Genomic DNA, 25,238 nt, shown 5'->3' with positions numbered 1-25,238 from the left:
TGCGTATGTCGCGCAGAAACTGGCACGTCCCGCGACCCTGAGCTCCAGCTTCAGGCTTTCTCCGCTCCATTGACTTGCCTGGTCAATGCCGGGCGCTTCGCTTCCGCCTTGGGCAAGGGCATGCCCAGATAGGGATTGATGGTATTGAAGTCCGACCTGTTGCTGCGCCGTGGCATGACCCCGTTCAGGATCCCGCCCGCCAGCCGCGCGTTGGCATGCGCGAGGCGCTTGAGGGCGTCGTCAACCTGGCCCGCCGCGGTTACGTCAGCGCGCACCACCACCAGCGTGGAGCCTGCCAGGTTGGACACCAGCGTGGCATCCGCCACCGCCAGCACCGGCGGAGTATCGACCAGCACCAGGTCGAAGCGGCCCGCGCACAGGCGCAGCGTTTCCGCCAGCGCCGGCAGCATCAGCAACTCGGACGGATTCGCCGGCGCCGCGCCGCGATTGAGCAGGAACAGGCCGCTGACCACGCTCGGCCTGACCGCGTCGGCGATCGCGGCGCGCCCGGCCAGCACTTCGGCCAGGCCCGGCTCTACCGGCTGGTCGAACCAGTCCGCCACGCGCCCGCGGCGCAGGTCCGCGTCGATCAGCAGCACGCGCTGGCCGGCCTCGGCAAACAGCACCGCGAGGTTGACCGCGGTAAAGGTCTTGCCCGCGCCGCTGGCCGGGCTGGTGATCGCCACCAGGCAATTGGGCGCATCGCGCAGCGCGAAGTGCAGCGCCGCACGCAAGGTACGCAATCCCTCCACCGCCAGCGAATGCGGCGCGCGCCGCGCCAGCAGGTACTGGTCGTGCAGGCCCTGGCGCAGCAGGCGTTCGGCGCGCGCGCGCTTGTCCTCCGGCGCGGCCGCGGTCACGGCATCGATCACCTCGGTGCCCGGCTCGGGCCAGCCCAGGCGCGCCTCGGTCGGCAGCGTGAAGCCCGCGGCAATGCCCAGGCTGCGCTTGGTTTCGATCTGGCGCTCCAGATCGGCCTGCTCGTTGCTGAAGGCGATGTCGCCGAGCATCGCCATGCCAAGCCGCTCTTCGGCATCAGCCGCGCTGGCCACCGACGGGCGCAGGCGCTGGCGCAGGTTGATGCCGGCCACGCCCAGGCACAGCCCGAGCAGCGCGCCCACGGAAGCGAACGGCCACGTGCCGATCCCCACCGGCGTCACCGGCGCGATCGCGGCGTCGATTACGCGCAGCTGGCTGGAGCTGTCGGACAGCATCAGCGACAGCTGCTCGACCTTGGTGCGCAGGGCCATGTACATGTCCTCGGCCACCTTGACGTCGCGCGTCAGCGCCACCGATTCGCGCTCGGAGGCCGACAGGCTTTGCATGCGCGCATCGATCTCGGCGCGCTCGCGCGTCATCTGCTGAATCTGGCTGTCGACCATGCGCACTTCATTGGCCTCGGTGGTGAAGCGCTGCAGCAGCCGTGTGCGCTCCAGCCGCAGCGCGGCGATCTGGCGCTGGTACTCCATGCTGTTGTTCAGGAACGATTGCGCATCGCGGCTGGGCGCCATCGAGCCGGTACGCGCGCGGTAGCGCGTCAGCGCCTCTTCCGCACGGGTCAGCTCGGCCTGCACGCGCGGCAATTCGTTCGACAGGAAGGCCAGCGTGCCGGCGGCGTCCTCGCGGCGCTTGGTGGTCTGTCCGTCGATATAGGCGCGCGTGACGCCGTTGACCAGCTCGGCAGCAAGCTGGCGGTCCGCATACTGCCAGCCCACGCGCACCGTGCCGCCCGGCTGCGCCGGTGCGCTGCCCTGACTCGCGGACATCTGCGCGCCTTCGCTCTCGACCTGGAGGCCCTTGCGCACGGCCTCGGCGGTGCGCGCGAGGTCATGCCGCGTCAGTGCGAAGCGCGTGCCGGGCGCGGCCTCGATGCGGTCCACGCGCAGCGTGATGCCGTTGCCGCTGGCGGTCTCCCCGACACGGCCCTCGAGCAGCAGCACGTCATGGTCGAAAAGGCGGTAGGCGCCGTCGCGGCGCGTCTCGAACACCAGTGGCTGGTCCACCAGGTCCTCGGGCACGGTCATGGTGTCGACCACCAGGCGTTCGCCGCCCCAGGCATAGCCCTGGCTTGCGGGCCAGGTGCCGCGCACGTGGCCGGGCGTGGAAAAGCGGTCGACCAGCGCGCCCACCAGCGGCGCGCGCAGCGGCTGCGCGGTGATATCCAGGCGCAGCCGCTCCACCACGGGCCCGACCACGGCGCGGCTCTTGAGCAGCCCCGCGTCGAAGCCGGCGGCGCCCTGCGTCTGCGCCACGCTGCGCACGCCGCCGTCGCGGCCCTCCACCTGCACCAGCGCCTGCGCACGGTATTGCGGCGGCTCGGACAGCGCCACCAGCGCGCCGACGCCGGCGCCGACAACGCCCGCGGCGACGATCCAGCCCATATGGTCCATCAGCGCGCGCGCCTGGCGCGTGCTGGCGGGCTGGGCTTCGCGCCGGGGGGCCGCACCTTCCGCCGGTGCACTGGCATATGACAGTCTGCTCACGGGTACCGCTCCTCAAATGGGATCAGCGCGGCGTCCTGCGCCGCGCGTGGCCACCTCACGCCGCCAGGGGCAGCTGGCAGCGCCGTTCAGGCGCTGGCCAGCGCGGGCAGCAGCCGGTCATATTCGCGCTTGACCAGCTTGTAGCATTCGCATGAATGCTTCTCCAGGCCGCAGCGGTCCAGTACCGTGATATGGCCGCGGCTGTGGTGGATCAGTCCCAGGTCCTCCAGCTTGCCCGCGGCCTCGGTCACGCCTTCGCGGCGCACGCCGAGCATGTTGGCGATGACCTGCTGCGTGATCACCAGCTCGTTGGAACTGAGCCGGTCGATCGCCAGCAGCAGCCAGCGGCACAGCTGCTTGTTCAGCGAGTGGTGGCGGTTGCACGCGGCGGTCTGTGCGATCTGCGTCAGCATCGCCTGCACGTACAGCAGCGTCACGCGCTGCAGCGTGGGCAGGCGCGGCAGCTCGGCGCGCAGCATGCGTGCGGGAATGCGGTAGGCCAGGCCGGGGCTGCGCACTTCGACGCGGCTGGGCATGGTGTCGCCGCCGGTGACCACCGGGATCCCGACCAGCCCTTCATGGCCGACCGCGGCGATCTCGACGGTCGCGCCGTCTTCGAGCAGCGACAGCAGCGAAACCACTGCCGTGGTTGGAAAGTAGACGTGGACGATGCGCTGGCCGGAATCGGTGAGCAACTCCCCGGCGCGCAGCCGGACCAGCTCGAAATGCTGGGCCAGCGCTTCCCACTCGCCACGCGGCAACGCGCTGAGCAGGTGATTGACATGCAGTTCCGACCGATGCGTAATCATTTTTCGTACCCCCTGTCCAAACCCGTTTTCGGGAACAACGTCCAGCCGGCTCGGCGAACGCCACTCGGGAAAACGGGCTTCAGCCTTGCCGGTCCCCGTTCAGCGCCGGCATGGACCGGCATGACTGGTTTCCGACTGCCTGGCTGCGCCGTTGACCCTGCTGCGGCGCTGACTGCAAGCCAGTGACTCTATTTAGCGTCATGGCGAGGCGCTGCGACAGTAGGCGAATGGTTGGGAAGCGCTCATCCATCGGGAGGTTGGCCGGAAAGCCGAGCGGATGCCCGGCCACGGCGCAATCAGCGTGCAGCGCGCTGCAGCGGCGCCGGCAGGTGCCGGGCCCTCCTGCAAAAGTCGGAGACGGGTGGAAGCGCGGGGCGGCCGGCGGAAACGAGCGGTGCCGGAAGGGGCGCAAATGGCGTAAAGAGCGTGATGGGCGCAAGCAATTCGACGGGCTGGCATGGCCCGACCTCATCCAACGGCAAGGCGCGCGGAAGAAAACCGGCCAGGTGGCCGGCGGCGGCCACCACCGTGCAGCGCCAGCCACGCACTGCCGCCGCGGCGGGATGCAGCACGCGCGGCGCGCGGAAGCACAGGTGGATCGTGTTCATGCCCGACAGTTCGATCGCGGCCTCGTACAACTGATGCGGTGCGTGCAACTCGTGCAGTTCAGTGCCATGCCCGATCGCATCATCCACGGCAATCACCTGGCGCCCGTTGACCCACGCTTCGGTGCCGCGAACCAGGCCGCGCAGCCGCAGCAGCCGCGGTCCGTGTCCGGCAAAACGCAGCCGGTACCAGTAGTCGTGGCAGTGCAGCGGCACCGGCGCGCCTTCGCACAAGCGGCCCGCCGCCTGCATGGCCATCGCAACCGAACCGGGCACCGGCGCCGGCAGCCAGCACGCGCCATCGTCGAGCACCGCGGGCGACGGTGCCGCGCCGGGCAGCGTCTGCAGCCATCGCCACGGGCCGCAAGGCGCGCGCCCCGCAACGTCGGTGAAGGCGGTGAGGGGTGTGACGTCGACGGACGGAACGGCGGCCGAAATGAGGGCGGCGGCTCGCCGGCCCGTGGCCTCGGCAGCGGCGGTCATGGCGCATACTCGCCGAAATGCCGGGCCAGCGCCGGCACGCTGGCCTGGTAAGAGGCCTCGAGCTGGTCCAGGCAGTCTTCGCAGCGATCCGGCTTGCGGCTGATCACGGCGCGCATCAGCCGGAACTGCATCACCATCGCTTCCGACGCCATCGTGTAGCACGCTTCGGCCGCCTTCTCCGGGACCTCCTGTCCCTGCATCACCAGCCAGCGCAGGTAGCGCGCCAGCAGCTCGAAGTTGGCGCCGAGCTGGCGCAGCACGCCCGAGGCGTAGTGGTGGAAGCCCGGCTCGCCGCGCGCCATCAGCCGCTCCAGGTGGGCGGGAAACACGGCACGGAACTGTGTCACGGGATTCTGCTGCGGACGGTTGCCGAGGTGCGTGCGCAGCAGCGCCAGCGAAGCGTCGAGCAACGACTCGCGCCCGCGCAGCCGGCCATCGCGGCGCACTACCTCGGCATGCACGAAGGGCAGCGACTCGGCGCTGCGCGCTCCCGGTGCCAGCCGGAAGATCGCGGCGTAGTCCTCGCCGCTGGCGGTGTGGTAGCCGTCGGTGTGGTAATAGCCGACGGCGCCCGCCTGGGGGATCAGCACGTCGACGGCGATGCAGGTCGGCGTGCGGTGGCGCTGGTAGCCCGCGCCGGGCGGCGGCGGCAGCTGGCCGCTGTCGAGTTCGATCACGACGAGATGGCCGCGCGCGGTCTGCGCCGCCACGTGCGACTCGAGCGAGTCGTACAGCGTCAGCGCATGGGCGGTCAGCCCGTAGAGCCGCTCCAGGTCCGCCACCGGAAAGCGGCACTGCGTGAAATGATCGGCCTCGAAATCCTGGCGCACTGCGCACGGCAGCGCGGCGACCGGTGGCAGTTCAAGTCCGTGCAGCAACTCGATCCACAGGTCGACATGGCAGTTGACGTGCGACCACACCGGATTGCCGCCACGCAACCCAGGCCCGCCACGTCCACGCATCTTGGTGTCGCCGTACACTAGAGACCTCCGCGCCTGCCATGCCGATCCAATCGCGGGTGTGCGTGGCCCGCGCCGGATGCGCGCCCTCGCGCTCGCGTTCCGGCTGCCGTGCACTGACTGTCTGCTGTCATGCCCGCCTTCTCCCTGCCCCGAGCCAAATGCTTGCGCCATCGGTCTTGATGGCGATCTTGGCGCGCGCGGTTCAGGACAGTCTGTTGGACGGCGCACAAACCTTGCACGGGCCCACAGGTTCGGCCGTCATTGCGTGGCGCAAGGACGCGCATGCCGATGGCAAGCGCGTCTGTACCGTTCGCCGCAGAGGTTGAGTTCCGGTTGAGCCGGTTTAGTGGCATTCAGCCGCATGCGTGACGCGCATGCTGCTTCTGGTTGATAGAGGCGTGCGTGCCGATTGGATATCGTCAAGAGGACGTGTGGGCGGGCAGTATTGCCTGCACGCCTTCAAAGCCCGCATGGTCCCCCGGTCGGCGGGCTTCTTTTTTTGTGGCATGGCACGGCGCGCGCGACAGGGTTCGGCAGCGCGGCGACGCCAGCAGGCATGTGCATGCCCTGTGGGTGCACGGCAATGGCTGGCGAGCGGGACTGGTGGCAGGCAGCACTGCTGCAGGACAACGGCAGCAGTGGTCGCGCCTCGCGCTGGCGCTGGCGAGGCACGCGGAACACAGCAGGGCGCCGCGGCGCCCTGGCTCAGGGCAGCGTAGCTGCCGGCAGGCGCAGGCGATGCTGCGCCAGGATCAGTGCGCGCAGGCTTTCCACCCGCAACACCGCTTCACGCTGTCCTGCTTCACGCGCGGCCTGCGCTGCGGCATGCTCGCAATCGTAGCGGCGACCATGCAGTTCTCCGCGATACAACAGTGGCTGCTCGCCCGCACCAGCCAGCCGGATCTCGAAGCAGCAAGCCCACTTGCCCCGGCCCTCGCGCACGGCGAAGCCATGCACGACCAGGTATTCCATCCCGCCTTCCATACGACCCCCTAGCATCCCGGCGCGGCAAGCCCTCTTGGAATGGGGCTGCTCGGACGCCGGGCATCTCAAGCATAGTGCTTGCGCGCACAGAACGCCCTCATCCGCAGGCTGTAATCCTGTGGTGGCCGAAGGAGGGAAGCAAGAGAGGGACGGGCAGATTCAGGCGGCGCCAACGCTGTCGCAGGGCGTGGCCTGCATCAGCGAAAGGGCCATGCGCGGGAAGCACTGGCCGCCAGCCCACACCAGCGCGGTCGCGGCACAGACGAGCTCGGCAGGCGCCGGCACCGCCAGGCAACCGCTCGCGCCCCGCAGCGCGGCGTGGACGATCAGCGTCGCGTCGAGCCGGTCCGACAACACCAGCCAGCGGCGCGGCGCGAGCCGGGCCTGCATCTGTTCGAGCAGCTTGCGCGGGTCGCCGTCCAGCCCGCTGCAATCGATCAGCGCGACATCGGCCGGGTCGCTGCCGGGCTCGTCCGCATCGGGATGACGCTGCCGGCCGGCAGCACCATCCTGCAGCCAATGCGGCGCGCGCCACCGGATCGGGCGCGGCAGGCCCAGCGCTTCCAGGCGCCGCACCAGGGTGCGGCACATCATTTCGTTGCTGGCGATCAGGTAGGTCGGCATCGAATCGGCAATGGAGGCCACGGCCGGTGCGGCGGGATGGGCCCGGGGTCAGAAGGTCAAGTGGCCGGATGGCCCGCCGTGGCGAACATGGCGGGCCTCGCGGCGAGCGCGCCCTGCCGTTGGGCGCCTGACGCATGGCGCGCGGCAGGCGGCGGCGAACGCCTCCCTGTCAACGTAGCAAGCGCTCCCCGGCACCGCCTCATGCTTTTGGTGGAGGCCGCCACGTCAAATGGATGACCTGCGGGGATGGCCGCGGCACCGGATCCGACCGGCGCCGGCATGGCTGCAACCGATGCACCCCAGAACGGTCATGCAGGGGGGCTTCAGGCGGCCCGGCATGCGCCGAGCGGCCGCACCGCCGGCGGGCCGGCCCAGTCCAGCGTGGCGCCACGCTGCAGCGCCACGTAGACAGCTTCGCCCTTGTTGCGTACATGGAGCCGCTGGTACAGCGTGCAGGCATGCGTCTTGGCCGTGGCGACGGAGATATTGAGCATCCGGCTGACGGTCTTGATCGGATAGCCGCGCGCGAGCAGGGCCAGTACCTCATACTGCCGTTCGGTGATGTTGAGCAGATGCGCGCCGCTCGACGGCGTTTCGCTCGTATACGCAGGCGGCGTGGCCGGTGTTTCGCCGCGCAACGCATGCAGCGGCACCACCACCGGGGCGCCGGCGTGACCGGACGGCATGGATGGCGCGGCCGGTGCGGACTGTTCGGACTGTGCGGACATGGCCAGCGTGCCGGCATCGTCGCTGCGTCCGCTGGCTGGCTCGGACAGCAGCAGCGACGGGAAGCACTCCCCACCGGCCAGCACCAGCCGCACCGCGGCGTCGAGCGCTTCGGCGCTGGCGGCCTTGTGCAGGCAGCCACGTATGGACTCCGGCAGCGTCGGCCGTGACAGTGCCGCGGCGGGCCGCTCGGTCAGCAGCAGCACGCGCCGGGGCCGCAGGCGCTCGCACAGGTCGTCGAGCTGGGCCCAGCCTGCCGCGGCGTCGTGCGGTAGCCCGTACACCAGCAAGTCGGCGTCTACCAGCCAGAGATCGGGGTCGATTGGGGCGAGCGGATCGATATCGATCAGGTCGCCCGGGAGATGCGCTTGGGCCAGAAGGTGGCGAAGACCCAGGCGCAGCAGTGGATGGTGTTCGATCAAGAGGATGCTGGCCATGGCCGCTCTCCTTCTTATTGCGGCAAGCCCAGGTCCTGCGACAAACCCGTTCTTGCTGTTGGACCGCCTTCCGCTATGCTGCGGCTCGTCGATCCATACGATCCGGCTTGTTCCTGGCCTGGTACGGCGTCCCGTCGGTTGCCGTGCCCGTCCCTTCCCTTGGAGTGCCGAATCGCCCCGTTTGCGCCGTTCGAACCGAGTCTGGCCGGCTGGTGCCGGACCCGCGCAGTTCATGACTAACGCTTTAGCAACTTTCCGATCAAATTTAACAGAATCTAATTCTGATCTTCAGCTTATGAAACAGGGGCGTCGAAAGCAAGCCTCTGTTGCATTGCAGCGGGTATTCCCGAAGGGGGCTCCCTTCGTCCCGGAACGCTGTCACGGGCGGCCCACTGCGACCCTGCCAGCGAGCTTAGATCGACAAACGGGTGTTCGGGTGGCCCGGGGACTGGCGGAATGCCGCTTACCTCGCATAAAATTATCGGCATTGCTCTTTGCTGTGCATTTCCGGTCGGATGGATTTGGCCTGAGTTCAAGTGCCTTATAAATCAAGGAGTTACCGTAAGCTATGTGCCCTCCCCCACCGACGCTCCCGCCCCCCTGCCCATGTTGTCCGGATCGCATGCCGTCAGCCTGACCCGCAGCGAATTCGCCGCCGTCCGCGCCTATGTCCAGGGCATGCCGGCTGCGTTGGTCGTCGGCCGTTACCTTGCCGACGACGGCGATGACGACGATGCCGGCGAATCGGCGCTGCGAACCCTGCTGGGTCTGCGCGACCGCATGGTCCAGCTCGCCCATCTCCATGGCCGCGCCGACCTGGGCGAACTGCTGGTGGCCGGTCCGGGCCGTTCCAACCGCGGCATGGATCGCCGGGTGGATGCGTTGGCGGAACTGGAACGGCTCGGTACGGCGGCGCCGCGGGCGGAGCATGGCGTGGAACTATGGTTCGGGCCGTCACTGGCACGCCGCCTGCGCAAAGCCAATATTGTTACTATTAAGGAACTTATAGCATTGACAAATGCCCGCGGCACGGGATGGTGGCGGCGTGTGCCACGTATCGGCGCCCTCGCCGGCCAGGCCATCAACCGCTGGCTGGCGGAACATCGCGACCTGGTCCGCACGTCCCAGGGCCAACCCATGCTGGCCGCGCATGTAGGTGACCGCGCGCCGCTGGCGCGCGGCGCGCTGACACCGGACATGCCGCGCCTGCTGCCGCTGGAACTGCTCGCCGGTGACGCCGGGGCATCGCCCGCCTGTCCCTTTGCGAGCGGCGTCGACGTGGTGCGCAAGTGGCTGCACGCCAGTGCGCCCCCTGCCGGCGCCACGTACGCGGCGTACCGCAAGGAGGCCGAGCGGTTGCTGCTGTGGTCGGTGATCGAGCGCCGCAAGGGTCTCGCCGCGCTGGACGGGCAGGACCGCCAGGCATACCTGGCCTTTCTTGCGGACCCGCAGCCGGCGGCGCGCTGGTGCGGACCGCGGGCTTCCCGGCAAGTCGGGGCCTGGCGGCCATTTACCGGGCCGCTGGGCGATGCCAGCTTGCGGCATAGCATGCGTGTCCTGGGCGCCTTGTGGGCCTGGATGGCGCGCAACGGGTACGCCTCGGCCGCGCGGTGGCTGCCAGCAGGCGCACCGGCAACGGGTACAGGAACGGATATCGGGATGACGCGCGCGGCAGGCGATGTGGCTTCCGGCCTTGACCCGGGCAGCGCTGCCGGTGAGGGAATTGTCGACGACATGGCGCTGGTGCGCTTCACTGCCTGGCTGGAGAACGAATGCGTCCAGCCCGATGGCCGGCGCTACCGCGCCGCGGCCGCAGCGGTCGCGCTGCTGCGCGAATGCCGGCCCCGCTTTGCCGGGCTGGTGGCGCTGCGCTGGAAAGACCTGCGGATCCTCGACCGGGTGCCGGCAACGAAGGCGGACGAAGCATTGGATGGCGACCGGCTTGCGCTCAGCGACACGGCGCTGGCCGCGCTACGCCGCCATTGGCAAGACCGGGCGCTGGACCTGGACATGCCCGCGATGGCGGATGTGCCCCTGCTCGGCCCGCCCGTTGCGCCGCCCACCCGGCGGGCGCAGCGCAAGCTCGCCAGCATGACCCACCCGCCCTACTCGGTGCGAGGGCTGCACGCACTGCTGTCGGCGGTGATTACGCGCTATCGGAGGCTGGATGCGAGCTTCCCGGCGTGCACGCCGCGTGACCTCGTGCGCGAGGCGCGGCGTTGCCGGACAGCGTTGGCATCGGCCGAAGAAGTTGGTACGGAGAAAGAGTCGCCGTAGGGTCTGGCTGTACGGAACAGGACCCTTTTCGGCATGAACAGCCTTGGCTGACCATCTGCCTTGGCGTAGATATGGGTGGCAGCATCGCCACCGAAGAACTGGGTACGCTGCAGGGGTCTTGCCGAGCGATCCTGCCACGTCCGCGGTCTCCCTGATGCGCCGGGAGTGCGGTGGTTCGTAGCCCGCTTCCCCGGCACCTGACTCGCTCAGCGGACTCGATCAGAGCAAGGTCTTGTCCAGCCCGAAGCGAGCCTTGAGGAGTTCGACCAGGTCCTCGCGGGCGCTGCGGTCGCCCAGCTGGACATCGAGGACGACGCGCCCCGAATCCCACTCCTTGATGGTTCCGAGCAACTGGCCGCTGTCGGTCCGGATTTTGTATTGCCGGCTGATCTCCTTGACCTTGCGCGCCTTGCCTTCCTGCGCGTGCTTGCGGATTGCCTCGACTTCGCGGCTCGACAGGCCATCGTTGATGATCCGTGCCGCCAGCTCGCGGGTTCGCTCCTCCCCCGCCAGCTTGCAATACAAAGTCAGCTCATAGCCCGCGGCGATGCCGATCGCGCTCGGCCGCTCGCGCATCACGCCCAGCACGGACTCGGGCAGGCGCAATAGCGCCAGCGTCTTGTTGACCGTTCCAGCGGACATCCCGGTCAGTTCACAGATTTCTTCTTCCTTCTGAACCTTGCCTTCATCGAGCAACTGGCGCCAGGCAATCGCATTGTCCAGCGCCGACTGGTCCGAGCGCTGCTCGTTGAGCATGAACGACAGCCGGTAGAAATCCAGGTCGCTCAGGTCGTCCTCGACAAAGCACTCCATCTCGAGCTTGCCGGCCGAAGCCAGCGCTCGTTTGCGGTAGTGGCCGTCGATCAGGATGTAGTGGCCGGGACGCGAGGGGTCGGGTGCAGCGAGACCGGGGGTCTTCTGTCCATGCGTGGCGATCGACGCCGCACGCTCCTGCACGACCGCGGGATCATAGATCCGGCGGGCATTCAGTGGATTGTCGTGGAGCTGCGCCAGCGGAATCCGCACCAGCTGCCGGCCGGACGCCATCTCGCCCGCACTTTCAGCGCTGAAAACCGCCGCGGCGTCGTTGGCCCTGCCCTGCAGCAGGCCATTCGGATGCTGCGAAATTGCTGCCTCGGCCCGCGCAAAGCGGTCCAGCGTGTCGTTGCGGTTCTTCTCCGCCACCATGCCGGCGAGCATGCCGGCCTTAAGGCTTTTCAGTTTTGTAGCCATGCCTTATTGCTCAATCAAAGACAACACTTCGTCGACCATCATGTCGACCTCCTGTACCGCTTCACGCGCTCCGGCAACGCCATGGACGGTACAGCCGATCGCCTGGCATTCGCGGAAGGCCGAGCGCGATCCAATCATCGAATTCAAAAGGGGCACCTCGCCATCGTCACCCAGGATCTCGATCGCCTGCCGTGCGATCGACACGCGCCGCTGCACCATATTGGCCATTACCCGGATCAGCAAGGTTTCATTCTGGACTTGCGCATGTTGTGCCAGCGTTTTAGCGGCGACCGCCGCCCATAGGTCCGGAGGCGACGGCACTACCGGGATGATGGCAAGGTCGGAAATCAGCAGCGCACTGGATGGCGCCGCCGAATGAACCGCAGGCGGACAATCGACCACGATGTAATCGTAGTCCTGCACAAACTTCCGAACCTCCCGGTGCATGGCGCCGCCCGAGGGCGCCAGGCCGATCACCGACGCGGGAAACGGGCGCTCATCGCTGGCCTGCGCAGCCCAGCGGGTGGCGGTGCCTTGCTCGTCCATGTCGACCAGCATGGATCGGGCACCGCGCAGGCCGAGTGTTCCCGCCAGATGCATGCTGACCGTGGTCTTTCCGCAACCGCCTTTCTGGTTGAAGACGGTAATGATTTTGGCTGCCACTGCGACCTCTCTTTCAGCGCTGAAAGCGCGGTTGACTCTTAAGGCGCAACTGTAGCCAAAACCAGGTGACGCTTCAACCGTTTTACAAATTTACAAATATTTTATTAAGGTGCAGCGGAGCGTCGTCCCGGCTTTTTTGCAGGAGAGGTCGCGTTCGACAATAAATTTGCTTGAAATGCGCCCGCCCCTATGTCTAAAGTATTTGTAGTGCGCATTACGCCGCACATGACACCGCAATCCAAAGTGGTTATGATGCGCGCTACAGTCGAGTCAAGTCGTGTCAACCTCGTCGGCTTCCGTTCGGTATCTACGAGAACTCAACGTGCTTGAACGGTTGTTTGCGTGGTGTACTAGAACTTGCTTCGAAAAGGAACTCTTATGGCAACCGGTACGGTCAAGTGGTTTAACGAGACCAAGGGCTTTGGCTTCATTACCCCGGACGATGGTGGTGCAGATCTGTTTGCGCACTTCTCCGAAATCCAGGGTTCTGGCTTCAAGACCCTGAAGGATGGGCAGCGCGTGACGTTTGAAGTCAAGCAGGGTCCGAAGGGCCTGCAGGCTTCGGCCATCAAGCCGGCCTGATCCAGCTGATTTGCCCGCTGCAGCAAACCTGCCGCGGCGGACAAACAAAAAGGCAAGCGTTCAACGCTTGCCTTTTTTGCATCTGGCCATTCGGCCAGGAACTCAGCCCAGCTTGCGCACGCTGGTACGGGACGGCTGCAGGATCAGCGCCTTGGACGAATCCGCATCGACCTTGGCCCCCGGATAGACCACCAGCACGTCCTTCAGCGCCTTGCGGAACAGCGCGCGGAACTTGCGCTCGCTTTCGGTTTCCGTACCGAATTGCATTTGCAGGGCTTCCCACGGGATCTCGGTGCGCCGCTGGATCGTGAAGAACCGGTAGGTCAGCCACGAGTAAACGTCCAGCGCGAACGGCGACTGCTTCAGCGCCTTCAGTGCACGCATGTCCACCGGTACCGGTCGGTTGACCAGTTCGTTGAAAAACGGCTCGGACAGCACCACAAAGCTCTCGAACATCGACCCCTGCCCCGGCTGCATCGGGTCCCACCATGTCGACAACTGGTCGGCCAGCAGGTAGCCCACACGGTCGATCGATAGCGGCTCGTGATTCGGGTTCTGGTTCTGGCTAGGCGTCGACTTGTTCTGCACGATCGCAATGGTTGCGGAGAACAGCCGGATCATCTGCTGGCGAACCAGCGTCATGGTGCCCCGCTTGCCGCCAGTGGCCATCGGGATACCGAGGTTGTACATGAATTCGGACAGCGAATTGCCCAGCGAGATACGCCGGTCTTCCACCGTCCCGGTGAATTCACCCCGTTTTTTCTTCGCCATGATCTCCTTGCCGATCCAGGCAAGCATCAGGCGCGGATAGGAGCCATAGGGATAGCCCAGCGAGACGGTCTCCGACACCAGCTTCTGGCGGCCGTTGGCGGCGCGTTCAGAGCGCTGCTGCGTGAAGTAGCCCGGCTGGATCATCAGCGAGATATTGCCGCTGGTACGCGTCCATACCGGCGGTGCGCCCTTGGGCGCCCGATATGGCAGCGTGACCTGGACGCTGGCGCGGCTGAGGAAGCCAACTTCGCCGCTTTGCCAGGCGTCTTCGCGTTCCATGGCCTGCGCCTCGTCAAACAGACGCTGGAATTTCTCGGACGGAACCAGGATGTTCTCGTTGCCGGGAACAATGATGCGGGAGGGCTCGGCATCCACGTCGAGGACACTTCGATCCCCCGTGGCGGCCGGGGAGCGTTTGATGGGCATATTGGCGTGCTTCGGATTACCCGCCTTTGTACTCGAAGCCGCAAAAGTTGTCACGCAGAAACAGGTACGCTGAGGTTTGGTCTTGCTTGCCTCGGTTTTGTCGTGCGGGGACTCTCACGACTGGTAGCTGGGGGGCGGACGGTGGGCAACCCGCAAGGGTTGTCCACGGTGCGCAACCCTGTGACTACCAGTAAACGATACCGATACGGGTTAACTACTTGTAAACCGTATACGTGAAGTTCAGCGCCTTGATTCGTAAGGAAAAAAACTACCCTTGCGAACCCGAATCTGCGGACAACCGTACTCGATTCTGCGAAGGGCCGAACCCGAATCTGCGGCGCCCCGAACCAGTATCTGCGGACCGCGCGTACTGGTTTCTGCGGGGATAACCCCGTGTTTCCACAGGCTTTTCCACAACGCAGACCGCGCAAAGCGTACCCGTTTCTGCGGCGACCCGGGCGGTATACGCCGTTTACGCCCGGTTTACCGCCGGATTGCGCCGTCGCGCGGCCTGCGACATGGGTTATCCACGCAGAAAAGGGTTCGAGCCCTGGATCGCCCTCGGCCTCCCAGCGCCGGCGGCGTACCCATTTCTGCGGTGAATGGGCCGAAACCGTACCTGATTCTGCGTGGCGAAGAAAAACGGCTGCCCCTTTGCCTCTGCGTACCCGTTTCTGCGGCGTACCCAATTCTGCGCCCGCAGACCTGTGCGCCGGGCGTTGGCCCCCGTACCCGTTTCTGCGGTGAGATCTCGGGCTCTGTACCTGCATCCGTACCCATTTCTGCGTTGAAGGGGTGGGGTTGCGGATGGATGTACTGCCAAGTTTCTATTATATATCTGCCTCATAGAAAAAGCTAGCGCTCACACTCAACGTATACATGAGTGTGCCGCCCCTCATCCATGCGTACCTGTTTCTGCGAGCCAGTCGGGGGCTGCGCTTCATCCCAACAAGTCGGAAATGTCCGGAAACCCCGGACACCGTACCCGTTTCTGCGCGACAGGCGGCATCCACGCACTTGTGGTGGCCGTACCTGTTTCTGCGAGCGTTCGTTTCAAGCTTTTGGCTGAACGGATCTTGTGCGCTGCAATACGAGGCGTACCCATTTCTGCGTGGCGTTCGCGGCGTAGTCGTGTGGATATCTAGGCGTCCGGCTGTTACCGGCGCCCCATGATCCGAGCAAGCCTGGTAACGCGGTGGAACCGGGCGTACCTATTTCTGCGGGCTGTGCGAACCCACGCCAGGTGGCGTTCTGGCACCAGGCGTACCCGTTTCTGCGTTGTTGCGAGCCGCTGGGAAGAGGCTTTATGGCGACGGGCGTACCCGTTTCTGCGTTAGCGGGCGGATGGCGCCCGCAGCTTGCACTGCAGCAAGGCGTACCCGTTTCTGCGGGCGGCATGTGGATAGGAAAGTAAGCGCCAGGACCGGCGCATAGAAGCCGGGAGGCAGGAAAACGGGGAGCGGGAAAGCGGGAAAGCGGGAAAGCGGGAAAGCGGGAAAGCGGGAAAGCGGGAAAGCGGGAAAGCGGGAAAGCGGGAAAGCGGGAAAGCGGGAAAGCGGGAAAGCGGGGAGGCGCGGAAGCGGGGAAGCGGGAGGCGGGGAAGCGGGAGGCGGGAGGCGGGAGGCGGGAGGCGGGAGGCGGGAGGCGGGAGGCGGGAGGCGGGAGGCGGGAGGCGGGGAGAGCGGCGGACCTCCCGGCGGGCAACCCACGCGCCGCCGGCAGCGCAAGCCGACAGAAAACAAAAAACCCCGCCGAGGCGGGGTTCTTCCGTTGCGTGGCGCGCACGTGGCGCGCCGCGGGCAACGCTTACAGCGGGGTGATGTTCGCTGCCTGCAGGCCCTTCGGGCCGTTCTTGACTTCGAACTGCACACGCTGGTTTTCCTGCAGCGACTTGAAGCCGTCGGCGCGGATTTCCGAGAAGTGGGCGAAGAGGTCGTCACCACCTGCGTCCGGCTTGATGAAGCCAAAACCCTTGGCGTCGTTGAACCACTTGACGATACCGGTTTGCATGATTTGCTTTCCAGAAAAAGGATATAAAACGTCGCATGACGCGCGCGCCATCCGACAGGGGAACTCAAGGAAAGGACACCATGGACAACCGAAGTACCAGACGGTGGCTAACGAATGAACTGTTGCCTCGTCGCTTGAATCTAGCCGGGTTTATACGGGGGATTGGGGCCAGCGTCAAGTTGGGGCCAGCCCCAACCCCGGCCACGCGCGGGCGGGCCCGTCGCCCGCGCGGGCCCTGTGCGCCCGGTATCCGCTGTGGGATCATCACGCTTTTTGCATATCGCTTATTCGTGTGCGCCGTGGCGTATCGGGCCCATGCTGGACCAGAGTACGCATGCCGCATGATGGCGCGCCACGCGGCCATGCCGCGCAGGGATCCCTGCCGCGGACACGATAACGATACTGGAGACTTAGTCATGTCGATGCCGGAACCCGCTTCCAAGCCGGGTACGCCTTCCGTCAACCCCTCGCGCGGCCAGCCGACGCTGCTCGAGCGCCTGTTCAAGCTGCGCGAGCACCAGACCGATGTCCGCACCGAGGTCCTCGCCGGTATCACCACCTTCCTGACGATGGCGTACATTATCTTCGTCAACCCGTCGATCCTGGGCGACGCCGGCATGCCCAAGGACGCGGTCTTCGTCGCGACCTGCGTGGCCGCAGCGATCGGCACGCTGATCATGGGGTTCTACGCCAACTACCCGATTGCGATGGCGCCGGGCATGGGCCTGAACGCGTACTTTGCGTACACGGTGGTGAAGGGCATGGGATTTCCGTGGGAGGCGGCGCTGGGCGCGGTCTTTATCTCGGGCTGCCTGTTCCTGCTGGTGACGCTGTTCCGCGTGCGCGAGATGATCGTCAACGGCATCCCGCATTCCATCCGCGTGGCGATCACCGCGGGCATCGGCTTGTTCCTGGCAATTGTCGCGCTGAAGAATGCCGGCATCGTCGCCGCGAGCCCGGCAACGCTGGTTACCCTCGGCGACCTGCACCAACCCCCGGCGGTGCTCGCCATCGTCGGCTTCTTCGTGATCGTCGCGCTGGACCACCTGCGCGTGAAGGGGGCGATCCTGATCGGCATCCTGCTGACCACGCTGCTGAGCTTTGCCTTTGCCGGCAACACCTTCCACGGCGTGTTTTCGGCGCCGCCTTCGCTGAGCCCGACGCTGCTGAAGCTCGATATTTCGGCGGCGCTGTCGATCGGCATCATCAATGTCGTGCTGGTGTTCTTCCTGGTCGAGCTGTTCGATGCCACCGGCACGCTGATGGGCGTGGCCAACCGCGCCGGCCTGCTCAAGGCGGGCCGCATGGACCGGCTGAACAAGGCGCTGATGGCTGACAGCACCGCCATCATGGCCGGCTCGTTCCTCGGCACGTCGTCGACGACTGCGTATATCGAAAGCGCTTCCGGCGTGCAGGCCGGCGGGCGTACGGGGCTGACCGCGGTGACGGTGGCGGTGCTGTTCCTGGCGGCGCTGTTCATCGCGCCGCTGGCGGGCACGGTTCCGGCCTACGCCACCGCGCCGGCGCTGCTGTATGTGTCCTGCCTGATGTTGCGCGAGCTGCTGGAGATCGACTGGAACGATGTCACCGAAGTCGTGCCGGCGGTCATGACCGCGCTGGGCATGCCCTTCACATACTCGGTGGCGAATGGCGTGGCGTTCGGCTTCATCAGCTACGCGGCACTCAAGCTGCTGACCGGGCGCGCGCGCAGCGTGCCGGTGATGGTCTGGATCATCGCCGCGGTCTTTGTCTTCAAGTTCTACTACCTGCCGGGCCACTGAGCATTCCTGGCGGCAATCAAGAATGGGCGGCGTGGGCCGCCCATTCTTGATTGCACACCCCCGTTGCCCCTTCGCGGCAAGGTCGCAAGGCCGGAGCATCGGAACGCGCGCAAAGCGTACCCGTTTCTGCGGCCCTTCCGCGGCCGCACGAGCGTTCGCAGCGTACCTGTTTCTGCGGGCTGCGTTTCGACATGCCTTGCCGCGAGCCATACCACCTCGCGCATTGGCCACGCGTGCTAACGAGAGCTCTGCCATCACCCGTTCGGGGTGCGAGAGCGTACCCGTTTCTGCGTACCATGCGGGCGTGGAAACGGCGCGCCGGCGGCACGACAGGCGGGCCGCATCCAGTCCGAAATTTAGTCCAAAATTCGGTCCGAAATTTGGCTCGAAATTCGGTCGCGAATCTGTCACGAACCAGCCCGCAAGCCGCTTCCGGCGGGCCAGATCGACGGTGTGCAGGCCGGCTCATTCCAAAGTATGAGATTGGGTGTAAGTCACCCACTCAGGGCTGGACAAACCGCCCCAAATGCACTGAACTATAGGCGTGGCAAAGAGGGGCGCGGCAAGGCGCCCCTTCTTGACTCCGGTGCATGCGGCTGGATTGCCGGAGCACACCGAGCGCGCGTTGGCGCCGTCCGCTAGTCTGGGGACAGTTCGGATGAGACCGCCAGGCAAGGCGGCACGGCCACGACCAGGGAGCGTGCGGAAACACGTACGCCACGCAGAGACAAATAATTCCAAGACTGACAAGTGGTATCCGCAGACGTGTAGTGCCGGGGGATGTTGTTCAACGGGGATAATCATGACCGCAGGAGAGATTCGGCGACCCGCCATCGGGCCCGTCAGGGAGTCCATAAGCCGATCCAATAGCCGATCCATCCACCAAGCCTGGGCTGCTCTGGGGGAAGCCGCAGGCGAAACACCCGCACACCGCGCCAGCCGCGACGGCGCTGCTGCCGACGTGGCGGCCCTGCTGGCCGAGGACAGTGCGCTCAGCGACAGCGCCCGTGCCGCGGTGGAAAACCTGCTGCGCCGCCATCGCCTGCTGGAGGACGAACTGGCGCGCCAGCGCGCCATGCTGCAGGAATGGATCCTGAGCCAGCTCACCTACAAGTCGCTCTACTACCAGTACTCCGGACAGACCCCCGAGGCACCGCGCGTAGAGTTGATGCGCGAGAAGGAAGCGGTGCGCCGACGCATCCGCGAACAGCTCCAGGGTGGCAGCGGCTATCTCGCCGCGCCCGAGGAGCCGTCCCGCAGTCTGTCCACCTCGTGATACCGACGTTGCCTGCGGGCGCCAAACCGCAGCCAGTCCAGCGCCAGTCCGCGCCACGGCCACAGGCCCCGGCGCCGGGTGCCGGAACCAAGAACAAGCCAAACGTCCGGGAGATCGTGATGGACCGACTGTGCAAGGCGCCACGCACTGCGCAGATCGTAGTCGTGTCGCGTCATGAAGATTTTGGTTTTGACCCGTCCAGCTTCGGCCCCGGATGGGAACTGCGCCGCGTGCAGCAGATCCGTGACGCCGAACGCGTGGTGCGCGCGAGCCCGCCCAGCGCTGGCGTGATCGACCTGCAGGCGGAATACAGCGATGCCGAGCTTGGCCAGCTCGAACTTGCGCTGCAGCATCTGCATGTCGCCTGGGTGGCCATCACCTGCGACGCGATGCTTGCCGACGAGCGCGTGCGCGGGCTGATCCGCGACTATTGCGTGGACTACGTGCGCACGCCGTTCTCGGTGCAGGAGCTGATCTACACGCTCAAGCACGCGCATGGCATGGCGTCGCTGCATGGCGTGCGCGTGCAGGAGACGGCGTCGCGCGGCACCATGATCGGCGAGTGCGCGGCCATGCGCGCCATGTTCCGCTCGCTCGCCAAGGTGGCGCACAACGAGGCGCCGGTATTCATCTCCGGCGAATCCGGCACCGGCAAGGAACTCGCCGCGCAGGCGATTCACGATGCCTCGAGCCGGCGCAAGGGGCCGTTCATCGCCATCAACTGCGGCGCCATCCCTTCGCACCTGGTGCAGTCCGAACTGTTCGGCTACGAGAAGGGCGCGTTCACCGGCGCCAACCAGCGCAAGATCGGCTGGATCGAGCAGGCGCAGGGCGGCACGCTGTTTCTCGACGAGATCGGCGACCTGCCGCTGGAGAGCCAGGTGGCGCTGCTGCGATTCCTGCAACAGGGCACCATCACGCGCCTGGGCGGGCATCAGTCGATCCCGTTGAACCTGCGCATCATCTCGGCCACGCACGTGGACCTGGTCGCCGCGCAGGGCGACGGACGTTTCCGTTCCGACCTGTTCCACCGGCTGTGCGTGCTGACGCTGAGCATTCCGCCGCTGCGCGAGCGCGGCGAGGACATCCTCCAGCTGGCCAACGCCGTGCTGGCCGAGCATGGGCACGAGGCGCACCGGCGTATCCGCGGCTTCTCGGCATGCGCGACCCAGGCCATGATGCAGTACGCATGGCCGGGCAACGTGCGCGAGCTGATCAACCGCGTGCGCCGCGCCATCGTGATGACCGACAACCGCAAGATCACGGCCGAGGACCTGCAGCTGCACGGCGGTGCGGAACTGCCGCGCAAGACCCTCGACGCGATCCGCGAGGAGGCCGAGCGCGAGGCGATCCGCAACGTGATGGCCAGCCATGGCTTCCACGTCGTGCCGGCTGCGCGCGAACTCAACGTGTCGCGCGTGACCCTGTACCGGCTGATGCACAAGCACAATATCCGCGTGGAGAGCCAGCCCGCCGCGGGCGAGTAGGCTGGCAAGTGCGCAGCGCAAGCGCCGGTCACCGCTGTCCGCAGCTATCGAACTGCAAACAGTCGAGCCTCGGGCAGCGCGCCACAGGAAAGGGGAACCGCCGACGTCCGCTCGCCGGTTCCGCCTTTCCCCGTGCCCGCTGGCACGTCAGCGCACAACCACGCGAGGCTGGCCGGCCGTGCCTCCTCCAATCGTCCCATCCGCCGGGGCGGCCGCGAGATTCATGCTGATCTTGCCGCGCGGCGTGCGCGGCGGGCCGTTGTCATCCCGTTGCAGCCACGGCGGCGCGTCGCGCCGGTCGGGGTAGTCGCGCGCCTGCCGGCGGCCTTGCGGCGCCGCAGGTGCGGCCGCGCCTGGCGAGGTATCCTGCTGCATATGCAGTTCGCCCCAGGCCCAGCCGAAGCCACGCACGTACACATCATTGCTGACCGCCGCGTGGCTGTTGGCGCTGGCGTCGTCGGGACGATCGAACCAGGCATAGCTGGCTGCCACGGCAGGGGCCGAGAAGACCGCCAAGGCGGCCAGCACGCCTGCGGCAGGGATTGCGGCTTTCATGGCGTCTCCTCCTTGTGGAAAAAAGTGCCCGCCGGGGGACGGAGCACAAATCCGCGCGGGCACGCTGGCCCGCGTGCCCACTCAATATCGCACCAGCTCCCGGTCAGGCGCGCCGCCTTCCGGCCGGGCGCCTGCCGGCTGCGCGCGTGCAGGACGGACCCCGCGCCCGGCGCGCACCGCCGGGGCACGGCGCGCTGGCCGTGTCCAGCTGTGCCGGCTCGACCCGCGCGCGCGGGTAGGGCAGCAGTGGCGGCGAAAGCAGGTCCGTCACCGTAGGCGGGGGGCCCGCCAACCGGTATGAGCGCCGGCGCGCCGTCATGCGTGAAGGCGGATGACGCATGGCTGGTCTCTCTCCGCAGTAGTGGCTGGTTGATGGCCCGGACGCGCACGGCGTCCCTGCGGATACTGAGCGACAAGTGTGCCAATGGCCGCAAAGGTATATCCCATGCGGGTTTGCGGCTCGTCCGGTCGTGCCGTGCGCGGCCGGGGCGGCGCCACGGGGCCATTCGGTTTCGCCGTTGCAACGCGTGCGGCGAGCGCCACCGCCGGGCGCGCCTGCGCATGTGCGGGCATGGCCGCCTGACATGCACGCCGGGTGCGGGATAGCGTGCCCCGGCAGCGGCGCATTCTTCGCATTGCACCGGGTTGCATCTTTGAAACTGGAGTTACTTCAGCCTTGCATTGGCGTAACAGCGGGGGACACGGTGGAAGACAAAGAAAGGTTCCGGGGACCTGAGGACCGTGCCTTGAACATTGCCGAGCGCGCTGCCCGCCCGGCGCTGCGGCGACGCGCGGCGCAGTACGCAGAAACGGGTACGCAGCGGGCGTCCCTCGCGGCAGGGCGCGGCAGCGGCTAGCGGCCGCCGTGGTCGTCAGCGGGACTGGCCCGGCGGGGCGGGTGCCGCTGGCAGGGCGGGAGCGGCAGCGGAGGACGAGGCCGTGGCAGTGCCTGAGATGGGTTTGGGGCCGGGCTGGCTGCGCTCGCAGCCGGCAACACCCAGCATCCCGATCACAAGCATGGCGGCCACCGGGCGTGCGGAGAGGGAACGGATCACAGATGCCTCCTTGCGCCGGCGCGCTGGCACGGATGCGCCGGCAGGTGTGCCTGGTCTTACTGTAGCAGGTCGCCCCGGGGGTGCTGCTTGGGCAAGCCGCACAATGCGCAGTATGATGAACGCAAGCTACCCTTGCTGCCGGAGCGTGCCGCGGCCGCTCGCGCCAGGCGTTCCGGCTCCGTCCCTGCGTACCAGGGCTCCCGAACCTGGCAAACCCAAGGCCGTGAACGACAACTCCGAACACCGTCCCGCATCGTCCCCTGGCACCGAATCCCCGCAGCCGCGGCCCCGCCGCCCTCACTGGCTGCCGGACCGCCACACCGGTGGGCGCACGCTGCGCGTGGTCACCGCGGCGGTGGCCTCCTGGTTCGATCACCGCGCCGCCAGCAAGGGCGCGGCGCTGTCCTTCTACATGCTGTTCTCGCTGGCGCCGATCCTGGTGCTGGTGATCTCGATCGCCGGCCTGTTCTTCGGCGCCGAGGCGGCGCGCGGCGAGATCTTCACCCAGATCGAAGGGCTGGTCGGCGAACAGGGCGCCACGGCGATCCAGCAGATCCTGGCCGCCACGCACCGCGCCGGCGGCAGCGGCATGGCCGCACTGATCGCCATGGGCATCCTGTTTGTCGGCGCCACCAGCGCCTTTGCCGAGCTCAAGAGCAGCCTCGACGACATCTGGCATGTGCCGGTGCCCAAGACCGCCGGCTGGCAGACGCTGCTGCGCGCGCGGCTGCTGTCGTTCAGCCTGGTGCTGGTGCTGGCCTTCATGCTGCTGGTGTCGCTGATCGTCAACGCCGCGCTGGCGGTGGTCGAGCGCATCTGGGGCCAGCTGTGGACGCAGTCCTGGTTCGCCCCGGTGGCAGACGTGATCTCGACGGCGTTTTCCTTTGCGGTCGTGACCGCGCTGTTCGCCGTGATCTTCAAGATGCTGCCCAACGCGCGCATCGCCTGGCGCGACGTGACCATGGGCGCCGTCATAACCGCGCTGCTGTTTTCGGTGGGCAAGCGGCTGATCGGCCTCTATCTGGGAAATAGTGCCGTGGCCTCTTCATACGGCGCGGCGGGCTCGGTGGTGGCGCTGATGCTGTGGATCTACTACTCGGCGCAGATCTTCTTCTTCGGCGCCGAGCTGACGCGCCAGTACGCGCTTCAGTTCGGCAGCCTGCGCGGCGTGCCGGGCATGGGAGGGGAGGGGGATGGCAAGGGCGAAGGCAAACCCCCGGCCTGGCCCGTGAACCGGTAAAATAGCGCCCCATTCCTTCCGTAAGTCCCGCAGGCCCGGCGCAATGCCGCCTGCGGCGGCGCCGGTCCGGGTGCCGGCTGATGCCGCACCCTCTGTTCCCTCTACCTATTCCCAGCCAGATTCCGTGAGCTCGCTCGTATCCGAAATTGCGCGTCGACGCACCTTTGCCATCATCTCCCACCCCGACGCGGGCAAGACGACCCTGACCGAAAAATTGCTGTGGTTCGGCGGCGCCATCCAGGTCGCGGGCGAGGTGCGCGCGCGCAAGGCCGACCGCCATGCCACCTCCGACTGGATGGAACTGGAAAAGCAGCGCGGCATCTCGGTGACCTCGTCGGTGATGCAGTTCCCGTATGGCCGCGGGCATGCCAGCAACAACGCGGACGGCAACGCGCAGGAGAACATCGTCAACCTGCTCGACACGCCTGGCCACGAGGACTTCTCGGAAGACACCTACCGCACGCTGACGGCGGTCGACTCGGCCGTGATGGTGATCGACTCGGTCAACGGCGTGGAAGCGCAGACCATCAAGCTGCTCAATGTCTGCCGCCTGCGCGATACGCCCATCCTCACCTTCATCAACAAGCTCGACCGCGAGGGCCGCTCGCCGATCGAGCTGCTCGATGAAATCGAGGACGTTCTGCAGATCCAGTGCGCGCCGATGACCTGGCCGATCGGCATGGGCAAGCAGTTCCGCGGCGTGTATCACCTGATCGACGACAAGGTGCAGCTGTTCGACCCGAAAGGCGACAAGGGCACCGCGGCGATCCTGGATGGCCTGGACAACCCGGAACTGGACCGCATCCTCGGCAGCCAGGCCGACGAGCTGCGCGTCGAGATCGAACTGGTGCGCGGCGCGTCGCATACCTTCGACAAGGAAGCGTTCCTCGCCGGCAAGCAGACCCCGGTCTACTTCGGCTCGGCGATCAACAACTTCGGCGTGCAGTCGTTGCTGGACGCACTGTGCGAGCTGTCACCGCCGCCGCTGGCGCGCAACACCGACACGCGCGTGGTCGAGCCGAACGAAGGCAAGTTCACCGGCTTCGTCTTCAAGATCCAGGCCAATATGGACCCGCGCCATCGCGACCGCATCGCCTTCGTGCGCGTCTGCTCGGGCCGCTTCGAGCGCGGCATGAAGCTGCTGCACGTCTCCGCCGGCAAGACCGTCGCGATCAACAACGCCATCACCTTCATGGCGCAGGACCGCAACACGACGGAAGAGGCCTACGCCGGCGACATCATCGGCGTGCCCAACCACGGCACCATCCGCCTGGGCGATGTCTTTACCGAAGGCGAGCCGCTCAAGTTCACCGGCATCCCGTCGTTCGCGCCGGAGTTCTTCCGCCGCGCGCGCCTGAATAACCCGCTCAAGGTCAAGCAGTTGCAGAAGGGCCTGCAGCAGCTGGCGGAAGAGGGCGCGACGCAGATGTTCCGTCCGCTCGCCTCCAACGACCTGGTGCTGGGCGCGGTCGGTATCCTGCAGTTCGACGTGGTGGCGCACCGGCTCGAGCATGAGTACGGCGTCGATGCCATCTTTGAGTCGCACGAGTGCGCCACGGCGCGCTGGCTCAAGGGTTCGCCCGCGGAGATCGAGAAGCTGATCGCCAAGGCCGGGCATAACGTGGCGCTGGACGGCGCCGGCGACCATGTGTACCTGGCGCCGAGCATGGTGAACCTGCGGCTGACGCAGGAGCGGTTCCCGGAGCTGCAGTTCCTGGAGACGCGCGAGATCGTTTGACGATCCCGTCGCTGACAATGCAAAACGGCTC

At 66.7% G+C, this 25,238-nt stretch carries 19 protein-coding genes; 7 read left to right on the top strand and 12 right to left on the bottom strand.

Annotated features, from left to right (window positions below; all coding sequences use genetic code 11):
* Positions 1-50 precede the first annotated feature (50 nt).
* From E0W60_RS06100 to E0W60_RS06070, 7 genes are all read right to left on the bottom strand, one after another.
* Positions 51-2,390, bottom strand: coding sequence for a polysaccharide biosynthesis tyrosine autokinase (locus E0W60_RS06100; RefSeq protein WP_255519752.1), 2,340 nt, complete (start codon positions 2,388-2,390; stop codon positions 51-53).
* A gap of 179 nt (positions 2,391-2,569) precedes the next feature.
* On the bottom strand, positions 2,570-3,292 hold the full coding sequence (locus tag E0W60_RS06095) for a Crp/Fnr family transcriptional regulator (RefSeq protein WP_133097171.1): 723 nt from the start codon (positions 3,290-3,292) through the stop codon (positions 2,570-2,572).
* Positions 3,293-3,588: 296 nt separating this feature from the next.
* Positions 3,589-4,380, bottom strand: a complete 792-nt coding sequence (locus tag E0W60_RS06090; protein ID WP_135703356.1) for a hypothetical protein — start codon at positions 4,378-4,380, stop codon at positions 3,589-3,591.
* Positions 4,377-5,360 carry a DUF1839 family protein gene (locus E0W60_RS06085; RefSeq protein WP_368671143.1) on the bottom strand — a complete coding sequence of 328 codons (984 nt, stop codon included), beginning with the start codon at positions 5,358-5,360 and terminating at the stop codon, positions 4,377-4,379. Before E0W60_RS06085 ends, E0W60_RS06090 begins: the two co-directional genes overlap by 4 nt.
* A gap of 687 nt (positions 5,361-6,047) precedes the next feature.
* Positions 6,048-6,326 (bottom strand): hypothetical protein, encoded by a 279-nt coding sequence (locus tag E0W60_RS06080; protein ID WP_135703355.1) that lies wholly within the window; start codon positions 6,324-6,326, stop codon positions 6,048-6,050.
* Positions 6,327-6,485: 159 nt separating this feature from the next.
* Positions 6,486-6,971, bottom strand: a complete 486-nt coding sequence (locus E0W60_RS06075) for a DNA-binding response regulator (RefSeq protein ID WP_346769545.1) — start codon at positions 6,969-6,971, stop codon at positions 6,486-6,488.
* 302 nt (positions 6,972-7,273) lie between these two features.
* Positions 7,274-8,113: a response regulator transcription factor gene (locus E0W60_RS06070; protein WP_135703354.1), complete on the bottom strand. Its 840-nt coding sequence runs from the start codon at positions 8,111-8,113 to the stop codon at positions 7,274-7,276.
* A 456-nt stretch (positions 8,114-8,569) separates the two neighbouring features.
* Here E0W60_RS06070 and E0W60_RS06065 point away from each other — a divergent pair, with 456 nt between their 5' ends.
* Complete coding sequence (locus E0W60_RS06065; RefSeq protein ID WP_346769544.1) at positions 8,570-10,390, top strand: phage integrase family protein; 1,821 nt, start codon at positions 8,570-8,572, stop codon at positions 10,388-10,390.
* A gap of 219 nt (positions 10,391-10,609) precedes the next feature.
* On the opposite strand, the gene E0W60_RS06060 is transcribed toward E0W60_RS06065, so the two are convergent.
* A complete protein-coding gene (locus tag E0W60_RS06060) occupies positions 10,610-11,623 on the bottom strand; it encodes a ParB/RepB/Spo0J family partition protein (RefSeq protein ID WP_133097176.1) in 1,014 nt (337 codons plus the stop codon).
* Positions 11,624-11,626: 3 nt separating this feature from the next.
* Positions 11,627-12,286, bottom strand: a complete 660-nt coding sequence (locus E0W60_RS06055; RefSeq protein WP_063237647.1) for an AAA family ATPase — start codon at positions 12,284-12,286, stop codon at positions 11,627-11,629.
* Between the two features lie 378 nt (positions 12,287-12,664).
* On the opposite strand from E0W60_RS06055, the gene E0W60_RS06050 reads away from it, so the two are divergent.
* Complete coding sequence (locus tag E0W60_RS06050; RefSeq protein WP_006159056.1) at positions 12,665-12,868, top strand: cold-shock protein; 204 nt, start codon at positions 12,665-12,667, stop codon at positions 12,866-12,868.
* A gap of 102 nt (positions 12,869-12,970) precedes the next feature.
* Here the strand turns inward: E0W60_RS06050 and E0W60_RS06045 are convergent, their stop codons facing one another.
* On the bottom strand, positions 12,971-14,065 hold the full coding sequence (locus E0W60_RS06045) for a replication protein RepA (protein WP_133097177.1): 1,095 nt from the start codon (positions 14,063-14,065) through the stop codon (positions 12,971-12,973).
* Between the two features lie 1,806 nt (positions 14,066-15,871).
* On the bottom strand, positions 15,872-16,075 hold the full coding sequence (locus E0W60_RS06040) for a cold-shock protein (protein ID WP_010811149.1): 204 nt from the start codon (positions 16,073-16,075) through the stop codon (positions 15,872-15,874).
* 416 nt (positions 16,076-16,491) lie between these two features.
* Here E0W60_RS06040 and E0W60_RS06035 point away from each other — a divergent pair, with 416 nt between their 5' ends.
* The 3 genes from E0W60_RS06035 to E0W60_RS06025 all read left to right on the top strand — a co-directional run bounded on the left by E0W60_RS06035 (position 16,492) and on the right by E0W60_RS06025 (position 20,619).
* Entirely contained in the window at positions 16,492-17,856 is a 1,365-nt protein-coding gene (locus E0W60_RS06035) for an NCS2 family permease (protein WP_135703353.1), read from the top strand.
* A gap of 802 nt (positions 17,857-18,658) precedes the next feature.
* A complete protein-coding gene (locus E0W60_RS06030; RefSeq protein ID WP_133095566.1) occupies positions 18,659-19,132 on the top strand; it encodes a hypothetical protein in 474 nt (157 codons plus the stop codon).
* A 119-nt stretch (positions 19,133-19,251) separates the two neighbouring features.
* Positions 19,252-20,619, top strand: a complete 1,368-nt coding sequence (locus E0W60_RS06025; protein WP_133095567.1) for a sigma-54 dependent transcriptional regulator — start codon at positions 19,252-19,254, stop codon at positions 20,617-20,619.
* A 147-nt stretch (positions 20,620-20,766) separates the two neighbouring features.
* Here E0W60_RS06025 and E0W60_RS06020 read toward each other — a convergent pair whose 3' ends face one another.
* Entirely contained in the window at positions 20,767-21,174 is a 408-nt protein-coding gene (locus E0W60_RS06020) for a hypothetical protein (RefSeq protein ID WP_135703352.1), read from the bottom strand.
* A 1,158-nt stretch (positions 21,175-22,332) separates the two neighbouring features.
* Here E0W60_RS06020 and E0W60_RS06005 point away from each other — a divergent pair.
* Both E0W60_RS06005 and E0W60_RS06000 read left to right on the top strand, forming a co-directional pair.
* Positions 22,333-23,469, top strand: coding sequence for a YhjD/YihY/BrkB family envelope integrity protein (locus E0W60_RS06005; RefSeq protein WP_371704425.1), 1,137 nt, complete (start codon positions 22,333-22,335; stop codon positions 23,467-23,469).
* A gap of 124 nt (positions 23,470-23,593) precedes the next feature.
* On the top strand, positions 23,594-25,207 hold the full coding sequence (locus E0W60_RS06000) for a peptide chain release factor 3 (RefSeq protein WP_133095570.1): 1,614 nt from the start codon (positions 23,594-23,596) through the stop codon (positions 25,205-25,207).
* Positions 25,208-25,238: the final 31 nt, after the last annotated feature.

The sequence above is a fragment of the Cupriavidus oxalaticus genome (assembly GCF_004768545.1).
Classification (GTDB): Bacteria; Pseudomonadota; Gammaproteobacteria; order Burkholderiales; family Burkholderiaceae; genus Cupriavidus; species Cupriavidus oxalaticus_A.
The sequence above is the reverse complement of the archived record's forward strand: the minus strand, read 5'-3'. Positions and strand labels throughout refer to the sequence as shown.